The 11,596-nt window shown below is 39.0% G+C and carries 10 protein-coding genes and 1 pseudogene; 9 read left to right on the top strand and 2 right to left on the bottom strand.

Going from position 1 to position 11,596, the window contains the following annotated elements; genetic code table 11:
- Window positions 1–228 precede the first annotated feature (228 nt).
- From BVH04_RS21725 to BVH04_RS21700, 7 genes and pseudogenes are all read left to right on the top strand, one after another.
- A complete protein-coding gene (locus BVH04_RS21725; protein ID WP_086543565.1) occupies window positions 229–804 on the top strand; it encodes a hypothetical protein in 576 nt (191 codons plus the stop codon).
- 407 nt (window positions 805–1,211) lie between these two features.
- Window positions 1,212–3,662, top strand: coding sequence for an ABC transporter permease (locus BVH04_RS21720; protein ID WP_086543564.1), 2,451 nt, complete (start codon window positions 1,212–1,214; stop codon window positions 3,660–3,662).
- Window positions 3,663–4,055: 393 nt separating this feature from the next.
- A pseudogene (locus BVH04_RS21715) lies at window positions 4,056–4,319 on the top strand (nucleotidyltransferase substrate binding protein); the annotation flags it as partial.
- Window positions 4,316–4,441 carry a nucleotidyltransferase domain-containing protein gene (locus BVH04_RS25235; RefSeq protein WP_116116573.1) on the top strand — a complete coding sequence of 42 codons (126 nt, stop codon included), beginning with the start codon at window positions 4,316–4,318 and terminating at the stop codon, window positions 4,439–4,441. The pseudogene BVH04_RS21715 and the gene BVH04_RS25235, both read left to right, overlap by 4 nt.
- Window positions 4,442–4,444: 3 nt before the next feature.
- Window positions 4,445–4,666, top strand: coding sequence for a hypothetical protein (locus BVH04_RS26725; RefSeq protein WP_394335241.1), 222 nt, complete (start codon window positions 4,445–4,447; stop codon window positions 4,664–4,666).
- A 141-nt stretch (window positions 4,667–4,807) separates the two neighbouring features.
- Window positions 4,808–5,017, top strand: coding sequence for a hypothetical protein (locus tag BVH04_RS21705; protein ID WP_086543561.1), 210 nt, complete (start codon window positions 4,808–4,810; stop codon window positions 5,015–5,017).
- Window positions 5,018–5,146: 129 nt separating this feature from the next.
- On the top strand, window positions 5,147–5,419 hold the full coding sequence (locus tag BVH04_RS21700) for a putative toxin-antitoxin system toxin component, PIN family (protein ID WP_086543560.1): 273 nt from the start codon (window positions 5,147–5,149) through the stop codon (window positions 5,417–5,419).
- A 60-nt stretch (window positions 5,420–5,479) separates the two neighbouring features.
- Here the strand turns inward: BVH04_RS21700 and BVH04_RS21695 are convergent, their stop codons facing one another.
- Both BVH04_RS21695 and BVH04_RS21690 read right to left on the bottom strand, forming a co-directional pair.
- On the bottom strand, window positions 5,480–5,713 hold the full coding sequence (locus BVH04_RS21695) for a hypothetical protein (protein ID WP_086543559.1): 234 nt from the start codon (window positions 5,711–5,713) through the stop codon (window positions 5,480–5,482).
- A gap of 299 nt (window positions 5,714–6,012) precedes the next feature.
- On the bottom strand, window positions 6,013–7,188 hold the full coding sequence (locus BVH04_RS21690) for an FG-GAP-like repeat-containing protein (RefSeq protein ID WP_086543558.1): 1,176 nt from the start codon (window positions 7,186–7,188) through the stop codon (window positions 6,013–6,015).
- A 517-nt stretch (window positions 7,189–7,705) separates the two neighbouring features.
- Here BVH04_RS21690 and BVH04_RS21685 point away from each other — a divergent pair.
- Both BVH04_RS21685 and BVH04_RS21680 read left to right on the top strand, forming a co-directional pair.
- On the top strand, window positions 7,706–8,920 hold the full coding sequence (locus BVH04_RS21685; RefSeq protein ID WP_086543557.1) for an exo-beta-N-acetylmuramidase NamZ family protein: 1,215 nt from the start codon (window positions 7,706–7,708) through the stop codon (window positions 8,918–8,920).
- Between the two features lie 272 nt (window positions 8,921–9,192).
- The gene (locus BVH04_RS21680) at window positions 9,193–11,556 is read left to right on the top strand and encodes an ABC transporter permease (protein WP_086543556.1); all 2,364 of its coding nucleotides are present in this window, start codon (window positions 9,193–9,195) and stop codon (window positions 11,554–11,556) included.
- Window positions 11,557–11,596 lie beyond the last annotated feature (40 nt).

Below are 11,596 nucleotides of genomic sequence, written 5' to 3'. Positions count from 1 at the left end.
AGGTAAGGTTTGTAAGAGGTGAGAAGTGATAGGTGAAAGGTATCATTTAGCCTATGTCCGAGTCTTCAAAGACCGAAATATCCTAACAACTGAATGTTCTGTGAGGACACAGACCACGGTCGGAATGCATTATTTTGATGTGTCGGATAATATTAGCTGAGGTATAAAAGAAAGTCAAACCCTAATCACTGAGTGCAACTTTGACCTTGTCTAAAGTGTTTGAATCTTATGCATACTCTTGAGCCATACTTTAACTGGAGAAATTTATATATAGCTTCAGAAGATCCCCAGTCCCCTTTTTTTGGTTACCAAAACAGTGAGGTTCACTTTACAGATCAGATTTATAATTTTTTGATTCATCCTCAATGGGACAATATAGAAAGCGAGACACTTTTTTTGAAAGTTATTTTCGCGGATTACAAGGATGGTTTTGCTGTAATTGAATTGATAGGAGAATGGAATGACCTTTTGCACAATGACATTATGACGCTTAAGCGTAATATTATTGAATTGATGATTGAAGAAGGGATCAATAAGTACATCCTGATTTGTGAAAATGTATTCAACTTCCACACTGATTTAGATGCTAATGATTATTATGAGGAATGGCAAGATGAATTAGAAGAAGGCTGGATTGCCGTATTAAACTTGCGTGATCATGTCTTGACCGAAATGAGTAAATATGGCATTGATCAATACTTGGTTATGGGAGGGAAGCTGAACGATATGAGTTGGAGAACCCGTCACCCAAAGCAACTTTTTGAAAAAATTGATGAATTGGTGATGAGAAGGTTGAGTATTTGATCTCAAAGTTTTTAGCCAAGGTTTTCTGATTTCTGATTTAAGTTCTGAATTTAATTTTTTGCTCGAAAGTGGACGATTTTGTCCGAGTAAATAATTCAAGATTTTTACAATTCGGCTCATTCTATTGATTTAGGCCATTTTTTGATGGCACGAAAGTGGAAATAATTTTATATATCATTACGGAACCAGTCACATCATTACTAGATCTGAAACGATACATTGAGTTGAAAAGGGCTTCTTTCAGGTCGAAGCAATCTCAGCATCATGAACAGATTGCTTCGGGCTTTATAGACTTAGAATAAATAAAATGATTAGAAAAAGCCCTCGCAATGACGATTAAGCAATAACGAAACGCAATGATGCCAAAAGCCAACTATAAAACATTCCCACTTCCAACAACCTAACTCATGCTTAAAAACTACATAAAAATCGCTTTAAGGAACCTAGCTAAGCATAAGTTTTACACATTTATCAACATCATAGGACTTTCTGTAGGTGTGGCAGTCTGCATGATTATATCTCTTTTTGTCATCAATGAACTGAGTTATGATACCGGATTCAAAGATGCGGATAGAATTTACAGGGTTAAGAGTGAAATTGTTTTTGGTGGCAACCATTGGGATATGGTTTTGGCACCGGCTCCTTTAGCAGATGCCTTGCCTGAGGATTTCCCTGAAGTAGAGTCCGCGGTTCACTTTAGAACCAGAGGGACATATTTGGTTAAAAGATTAGATGAAAATATCAAGGAGGACAAGGTAGTCTGGGCAAGTAAGGACTTTTTTAAGGTGTTTGAAATACCACTGCTAGAAGGAAATCCAGAAGGTGCTTTATCGGAGCCAAATACCATGGCTATCAGTAAGAGTACAGCCAAGAAGTACTTCCCCAATGAGGATGCCTTAGGACAGTCATTGACCTTGGACAATGATATGGATTTTAGAATTACGGGAGTTTATCAGGATATTCCCAAAAACACTCACTTCCATTTTGATTTTCTGCTATCAGCAGAGGGACTTGAGGAGGCGCAACGAATAGTTTGGATGAGTAGTAATTTTCAGACTTATTTTAAGCTGAGGGAAAATGCTGATCCAGATGCACTGAGGGCTAAGTTGCCATCTTTGATCAAAACCCATATGGAGCCAGAAATCATTCAGGTTTTTGGTGAGGGATCAACACTTGAGACGCTATCTAAAAATGGTGGCAAATTTGAATTTGATATTCAGCCTCTCCTCGATATCCACCTGAAAAGTGACTTGATGGGTGAATTTGAGCCTAATTTCAACATAACCTACATTTATCTTTTTGTTGCGGTAGCACTCTTTATACTTGCCATTGCCTGCATCAACTTTATGAATTTGTCCACAGCGAGATCTGCCAATCGAGCTAAGGAAGTAGGCATTCGAAAAGCGATGGGTTCTTTCCGGTCACATTTGATCCGGCAGTTTTTGATGGAATCTATCCTCCTGAGTTTTATTTCATTCCTAATAGCTATTCCCATAGTTTCCATATTGCTTCCATTTTTCAACGATTTGGCAGGAAGGGAGCTTGTATTGCCATTTAAGGATTTCGCATTTTATGGGATTTTAGTTGCGGGAGCCATAGGAACTGGAATGTTGGCTGGTATGTATCCAGCGTTTTTCCTCTCGGGGTTTAAGCCGATCAGTATCCTGAAAGGTAAAGTATCCATGGGAATGAAAAGTGGTTTGATCCGTAGCTCTTTGGTCGTGTTCCAGTTTGCCGTTTCCATTATCCTTGTTATCGCAACTATTGCCGTTTTCAATCAGCTGAATTACATACAGAACAAGAAGATCGGATTCAACAAAGAGCAGATCATCACCGTAGATGATATCTACGCGCTGGGTGATCAGGCGGAGACATTTAAAAAAGAAGTGCTGGCAAATAGTATGATGGAAAGTGGGACGATCACTGGCTTTTTACCAGTTTCTGGCACTTGGAGAAATAGTACCTCTTGGTGGGGAGAGGGTAAAGATCCAAAACAGACAGAGAATTTGGTTTCCCTACAAAACTGGTCGGTGGACTACGATTACGTCAATACTATGGGCATGAATATCGTGGAGGGGAGAGATTTTTCAATTCAATATGCTTCAGATTCCAATTCGGTAATTTTGAACGAAACAGCTGCAAAGAGTTTCAATTTTGAGGGTGATCTAATTGGACAAAAGATCTTCACCCTCTCGCAAGGTGAGGAGTTGGATTTGAAAGAACAGGAAGGAAAGACTGTGGTAGGTATTGTCGAAAATTTTCATTTCGAATCCTTAAAAGAGAATATCGGTCCTGTGATTATTTTGCTAAGTGAAACACCTGATGGGATTGCTTCTTTTAGGTTTAATTCCAGCGACACAGAAGCAGTAGTCACTTTCATAGAATCAAAATGGAACGAACTTGCCCCTGGGCAACCATTTACCTACTCATTCCTGGATGATCGTTTTGGAAATATGTATGCATCTGAAACACGATTGGGAAAGGTATTTGCCATTTTCGCCGCTTTTGCAATTATCATTGCCTGCTTGGGTTTATTTGCTTTGACAGCATTTACAGCTGAGCAGCGTACCAAAGAAATCGGGATTAGAAAAGTATTAGGATCCAGCGTACGAAGTATCGTGTTCTTACTCTCCAAGGAGTTCACAAAACTTGTTGTGATCGCATTTCTAATAGCTTCACCGATCGCATGGTGGGCAATGAACCTATGGCTGGAGGACTATGAGTTTAAAATCCAATTGGGCTGGAAGGTCTTTTTATCTGCGGGAGTATTTGCAGCGGTAATCTCCTTGCTGACGATAAGCTACCAATCCATCAAAGCGGCTACGAGCAATCCTGTGAATTCGCTGAAAAGCGAGTAATGAGATTTTAACATTAGAAGATATTAATTCCTTGTACGGGTGGCGGATAGGAAAATTACCATAACTGTTGGCTTTGAAGGTAAATTATACGGAGCGGGCCATTTAATACGTGTGATTGGTGAGCCAAAAAATCATTGAATCCATGTTGACTAAGTAAGCTGCGAAGAATAAAAGTTCTCTAATTCTGGATATAAATTTTTAGAAAAAAATAACTTGTATTGACATGGATGAAGATATCAGATGGCAACAACTGTTTTCCAATTTCAATAAAGCCTTTTTGAAATTATCCCAAGCTGTTCTCAGGCTAAGGAGAAAAAGTTATCAGAGCTGGAGACGGAAGGGTTGATGGATCGATTTGAATACACCTATGAACTTGCTTAGAAAACACTTCAGGACTACATTAAGGATATTGGAATATCGGATATAAATGGACCATCCAAAATTTTACAGGAAGCTCTCAAAATGAAGTTAATTACTGATTCCGAAGGCTGGAGTAAGTTGAAAAAAAGCAGAGAAAAAACTTCTCATACCTATAATCCTGAGACTGCTGAGGAAATAAAAGAGTTGATTTTGGATCTGTTCTTTAAGCTTTTTAGTGACCTTCAAACCAAGCTTGAATCCGAAAGATCAGGCAACCAAAACCTATTGGATCTATGAATAATACTGGAATTAGCGAAAGTGTATTATCAAAAATAAAGACCGTTTTTTCAAATTTTCGCGAAATTGAAAAAGCGGTACTTTTTGGCTCAAGAGCAAAAGGCAACTTTTATGAGGGTTAGGATATTGATATTGCTGTGTTTGGAGAAAAGCTGAATTTTGAGAAGTTGCTAGGTATTTCAATTGAGTTAGATAAGATTGATCTATTGCAAACAATCGATCTGGTTCATTTTGAAAAAATCAAGGAAGCAGAGCTCAAAAAAAACATATCGAGCGAGTTGGGATCAAAATCTATGATCTGGAATTGGCAACAAAAAGATGAGCTTTTACTTGATGAGATTGGCTGATTGACCTCGGCCTGTGTACTTACTGGCAGTAATGATGGTGGTCTATGGGGATACAGACCACGGTGGCGGAAATCAAATTCCTTTGGTTTATTAAATGATTGTTTTTGGTATTTTTGTTTGAATCTTATTTGATGTAATAGTATGAAAACGATCAACGTTGAAGTCCCGGAAGATATAGCAAAACGATATCTCAACATGTCGCCCTCCGAACAACTGTCTGTTTCGAAAGAGTTGATCCGCATCCTTGAGAAAAGAAAGGGACTGCGGGAGATTATGGATGATATGAGTGAACAGGCAAAAAAAAATGGGCTTACCCCTGAACTATTGGAAGAACTCTTAAAAGATGAATAATTGAGAGTTGTCTTTGATTGTAATGTTTTGATCAGTGCCACTCTGAAAAAAAACTCATCGTCTGATGTGGCTTTCAGATTGGCCATAAAGGAAGGGATTGTACTATATTCCTAGAACACATTAAAAGAATTGTCCAGCAAACTCCTCAATTCAAAGTTTGATAAATATGTTTCAGTGGAAAAAAGGATTGAATTCCTGCTTGAATTCAAAGAGGTTTGTCAGTCGATTGAGATCTGTCACGATATCAATATCTGCCGAGATCCTAAAGACAACATGTATCTAGAACTGGCACTTTCAGGCAAGGCTGACTATGTAGTTACGGGTGACAAAGATTTATTGGTTTTACATCCATTTGAAAATATTCCCATACTATCTGCAACTGACTTTTTTGTCAATTTTTGATTTACCTTTTTTTTAGCCAGCCTTTTGATTTGCTTTTCAAAAAGTGGGATCACTGATATTTCAAAGCTCATCTAGTAGATTTTGAATTGGGCGAGCCTTCATTTTACACTGTTCCACAAGCTTGAGCTCAATAAGTGCCTCTTTAAGTTCATCCAAGATTTGCTCTTTGCTTGGTTCTTCATACTCAAGACTCTCTAATACTTTGAATTCCTTTTTCAATTCATTCCATTCTTTGATAGGAATGTAAACACCAGTCGCTTTTCCTTGGCTGTCTTGAATGATTTGTAATTTCATAACTCAAACTTACTTGATTAAGAAGATATTATATAAAATGATAGTTATTATAGTATTTAATACCGTACCCAAAAAAGGCTATTACAATGAGGAAAAGATTATCAATCAGATTAGAAGCACTCAGATAGACAAGCAATATCTTCGTGAAATGAGGTTATGGAATCGAAGAAAATTTTGCAAATAGGCCAGATTGCCTGCCTTGTGGGAGGAGAGCTTTGGACTAGAAAAGCCCTAGTCGAAATAGTAGGAAGTGTAAGTCCTCTCTTACTACAGCTATCGGGAGACAAATCAGACCTAACCTACTCACTACGATTCCAATAAATTTTCAAATTATTTGTGGAGCGGCCGGCGGCAATGATATCGAGTTTTCCATCGCCATTGAGATCAGCTACGGTCAAACTCTCGGTGGCCATTCCGCCTTGATCGATCCAATGGGTTTTGAATTTGCTATAAGAATCATCCACAGGCTCATAGAGTTTGATTCCCATTTCTTCAGCCTCATTTGGCGATCGCCAACCTGCTACAATTTGAATAGTACCATTTCCCAAAAAATCTCCTGTTGCAATTCCGTGGCCTTCCTTAAGACTTTCATCTAAGACAATCCTTCTGATTTGGGTGGATTCCGTTTTTCCGAAAGGACCCAAATAGACTGTCACTTGATTACCATGCATGGGTTCCACACCTGCCAGCAGCATTCCATTGCGGTAAATATCAGCCAGACTCAATTCACCAAAGGATTGATGTTCAAGGGGAGATTCTTCAGTAGGTCCAGCAAACCATTCACCAGCCTGATAGGAAAAGCTTTTTACTCCCTCTTTTCCTCCTATGAAAATTGTCTCACCATCCCCAACTCCTAAGTCTTTGGAGGTCATATTGTGGGTCAAATGCATGGATTCATCGATAAGCTGTGTTTTCCAAGGACTTTTTGGATCGGTTGGTTTCTCATACCCGATCACTTTCACCCCAGCTCCTTCGCCTCCTTTATTTCCTCGGCCATGTAATGGAAGTACCACCAGTTGATAGTTAGAAGCTCCAGTTTTCACCCAATACATGCGATGAACAGTAGGCTCGTGCGGTAGCTGAACCGGAGTCCAAAGCTGAGTGGGATCGGATGGTCGGATCAAATAATGCACCGACCCTGATTGAGATTCATCGCTGGTTTCTCCGGGATTCCACTGAGCACCTACGGCAATTTCTACTTTGCCATCTCCATTGATATCCCGGGCAGCAATGCAAACGTTATCAAACTCAGTAAGATTCTCAGCCAATACAAATCGCTTCCAATCCCCATTTCGGTACCAGACGAATTGTTTTTTATCAGCAAGGATCAGATCTGGCTTTCCATCTCCATCCACATCACCGACGACAACGCCATATCCTATGGAGACGTTGGAGTCGATGATTTGGGATTCAAACTTTGGGTTTTCGAGAGCAGAAAACAAAAGTGAAAACAAGGGTAGAATCAGGAGGTTCATAGTTCAAAAATTTTGGTGTCTTCTAAAGTTAGAAAAAATCGAGTTGGATGCTATAGTGAGGGAGTATTCAACAAATTCGTGAATATGGTCTGCAAGTCAATTTCCACAAAGTAGAAGGGATTGTGATAATCATACTAATTGATTACTGATCGTGCCGTTGGCACTCTTGGATCCAACTTCAATTATACGTACCCTGAATTTCGCTTCGCTGTATTCAGGGCTCTTACTGGATGTGCCGTTGGCACAAAAATGAGTAGATTTTCATAAGCATCTTGCCAAAGGCAAGACCTGTAAAAGCCCAGAATTCAATTCTGGGTTAAAGCAGGAAGTACAATCATCCTAAAGTGCCAACGGCACGATCCGTATTATTATGACTTCAACGCCGTTAGCTTACGAAGGCAACTTTATCAAAGTAGAGTGAATTGCGGATATACATTTTAGTAAACTCAGTTCAGGTTTCTTAAAATCGATTCAATCAATATCTTTGGAAAACCTGAAACCGTCTTTCCCAACAGATATGAAACCCATCCTACTTTTTTCTCTAAGCATATTCCTTTGTTTTTGGGCGCCAAAACTCCGAGCAAATCAAATTGATGCAACTGGCCGAGAAATAAAAACGGGCGCTGAGCAAACTGAATTATACCTACCTCTTTTAAAAGGTAAAAGGGTGGCGGTGCTGGCCAACCAAACATCTATTATTGGCCAAACTCATTTGGTGGATAGTTTGCAGAAGTTGGGGATTAACATTGTAAAAGTTTTTGGGCCTGAGCATGGTTTTAGGGGGGATGCGAGTGCTGGCGCAAAAGTGAGTGATGCTATAGATGCGCGCACCGGAATTCCCATCATATCTCTTTATGGCAAAAAGAATAAACCGAGCAAAGAAGATTTGCAGGATGTAGATATTTTAATCTATGATCTGCAAGATGTGGGAGTTCGATTTTATACCAACATCAATGCCTTGGCTCGTTTGATGGAAGCTTGTGAAGAAAATAACAAACGCTTAGTAATCTTGGACAGGCCTAATCCCAATGGATATTTAATTGATGGGCCGGTGCTGGATATGAAGTATAAATCGGGTATCGGTATGTTTCCGATTCCTATGTCGCATGGGCTCACTGTCGGTGAATTTGCTATGATGGCTAACGGAGAAGGTTGGCTGACCAATAAAGTAACTGCAGATATCAAAGTGATTCCTGTGGCAAATTATTCGCATGATATGCGCTATGTTTTACCTGTGAGCCCATCACCAAATTTGAATACAGAACAGGCAGTTTTGCTTTACCCGAGTCTTTGTATGTTCGAAGGCACGTACATAAACCTAGGTAGAGGAACCTATTTTCCTTTTACAGTTTTGGGAAGTCCGGCCTACAAAGGAATTTATGACTTCAATTTTACGCCAACAGGCATAAAAGGAATGGCTGAGACCCCACTTTTCATGGATCAATTATGCTATGGCCTGGATTTGCGTGAGTACGACACAGAACAATTAAGAAAGAGCGGACAAATCAATTTTGAATGGATCAGAGCCCTTTATAAAGCCAGTCCAGAGAAGGAAAAGTTTTTTGATTCTAAGTTGAGCAACCAAATGAACAACATCGAAATCCAGATTGGGCGTGGGGATTTCAGACAGCAAATCATTGACGGTGTGCCGATGGAAACTATCCGAGCAGGTTGGGAACCAGAGCTGACTGCTTATAAGAAGATGCGGTTGAATTATCTGCTTTATCCTTAAATTATTCTAGCTGTTGGGTAAATCCTAGAGTTCACACAGACCTCTAAGGATGATTGACCGCGAGCGAACAAAAATGTCCGATAGATTTTTGGGATTAAGTGCTTATCACATCTTAAGATGATGATTTGCGGGTTTTTGGATGGCATAGAAGTGGATTTGAATTGGTAGAATCAATTCATCACTAGTAGCTATTAAAGTTTGAGTGATGTGATTTGAGACTAAACTATTTACCAGCAAAAAATATAAGATCTAAAATTTTATCACTATTGATCATGCTAAAGAATTATTTTAAGATCGCATTACGGGGTTTTTCAAAGCATAAACTCACGTTTTTCATCAACCTATTTGGCTTGTCTTTGGGACTTTGGGCGGCAATCTTAATAGGACTATGGGTCGATTCCGAACTCAATGTCAACAAGGAATTCGAAGATATAGATCAAATTTATCAGGTGATGGAACACCAATCCTATGGTGATGATATTTTTACGATGGGCTCGACTCCTGGCTTATTGGCAGAGAGCATGAAAGAAACTCTTTCAGAGGTTGAATATGCATCCACCTATACTTGGCCAGAAACTCGGTTATTCGTTCAAAAGGATAAAAGGATCAAGTTAAATGGTTTTTATGCGATGCCTGATTTTCTCCAGATTCTCCGGTACGATGTCCTTCAGGGAGATCCAAATCAAATGTTGACGGAAAACAATCATGTTATTCTTACTGAAAAAGGAGCAATTTCTCTTTTTGGCAAGACGGATGTCATGGGCGAAGATGTTGAAATACGACAGGGAACAGATGCAAAAAACTTTATTGTTCAGGGAGTTTTGAAAGATTTGCCTGAGGGTTCTTCCATTAGATTTGACTATTTGTTGCCCTATGCGCTTTATTTTCAAGAGAATGAATGGGTTTCTCAATGGGGTAATAATGGGCCAAGTACACTAATTAAACTTCGAAAAGGAACAGATGCAGCGGAATTTTCAGAGAGTATTGAAGGGTATGTTGCAGCAAAAAATGAAGGGTCAAATGTCAGGCTTTTTACCTTTCCTTTGGGAGACTTATACCTTTATGGGCAGTGGAAAGGTGGGCAGCTAGTAGAAGGAAGAATCCAAAATGTAAAGCTTTTTGCCATGATCGGGCTATTTGTTTTGATCATTGCCTGCATCAATTTCATGAACCTGAGTACTGCAAAATCTCAGAAAAGAGCCAAAGAAGTAGGAGTTAGAAAAGTAGCAGGTGCCGATAAAGGATCTTTGGTGATGCAGTTTATGAGTGAATCAATTTTGATCACCCTTTTTTCAGGAATTATTGCAATTATTTTAGTAGAAGTTTCAATCCCAGTTTTTAATAATTTGACAGGTAAAGTCATGACTGTTCCTTATGGATCTGGTTTGTTTTGGCTTCAGTTTATTTCAATTATTATTTTCACAGGATTAGTGGCAGGGAGCTATCCTGCTTTTTATCTATCTGCCACCAAAGTAGTCTCTGTTTTTAGGTCTTATGCCAAGGCAGGAAAGGGTGTGGTGATGGCTAGAAAAGGCCTCGTTTTATTTCAGTTTATTTTAGCTACGATTCTGATAGTTTCTACTATGGTAGTTTATCAGCAAATCAATTTTGCAATGAATCAGGATTTGGGTTATTCTAAAGATCAGTTGATTAAGATTCCATTGGAAGGAAAGATTTTAGAAAGCTTTGATGTTTTTAAAGCTGAACTTGAGAAAAATGAAAACATAGAATCTGTCAGTCGTTCCTCCTTTGGGTTTATGGGTAGAAACTCAAATAGAGGAGATATTTCTTGGGAAGGGAAAGATCCTGAAAATGCCGCCTTGTTTGAAATCATTAAAGTTGACTATGATTTCCTAAAAACTGCAGGTTTGGAATTGGTTCAAGGAAGAAGTTTTGATCTTGAACATGGAGCTGATTCAGTTTCAGGTGCGATTTTGAACCAAACAGCCCTAGACCTGATGGAGCAAGATCATGAGGGGAATGAGTTTTTTAGGATTTCGGAGGATGAAATGGCAATCACTGGAGTTGTTAAAGACTTTCATTTTGAAAGTTTCCGACAAAATGTTGCACCTGCAATATTGCTTTTGGATCCAGGAAATTCTTCGCAAGGATATATTAAGGTGAATACAGATAAGGTTCAGGAAACTGTGGCTTATATGGAAAAAGTGGCTAAAAATCTTAACCCGGAATTTCCATTTGAATATAGTTTTATGGATGAGAATTACGCCCGATTATATCAAGAAGATGTACGTCTCAGAGACCTAGCTCAGTATTTCAGTATTCTGACTATCATCATTTCCTGTTTGGGATTATTGGGATTGTCTGCTCATGTGGCTGAGCAAAAGACCAAAGAAATTGGTATAAGAAAAGTACTGGGTGCATCTACATTCTCCATACTTCAGGTGATTAATAAAGAGTTTATTTTGATTGTGACCATATCCATCGCGATTGGTTCTGGATTGGCATTTTGGTTGATGCAAGATTGGCTAGATGGATATCAATATAAGATATCCTTCGAATGGTGGTTTATTCCGCTGGCTGCAGCCACTATTCTGGGCATAGCTTTCTTGACAGTAACCCTACAGTCGCTTAAAGCTGCTAATTCGAATCCTGTCAAAGCAATTAAATCTGAATAAAAGAGTAGCAAGTGTATAACTGAAATTTTCCATTTACTTC

The sequence above is a fragment of the Algoriphagus antarcticus genome (assembly GCF_002150685.1).
Taxonomy (GTDB): domain Bacteria; phylum Bacteroidota; class Bacteroidia; order Cytophagales; family Cyclobacteriaceae; genus Algoriphagus; species Algoriphagus antarcticus.
This window is presented reverse-complemented; position numbering and strand designations above follow the sequence as displayed.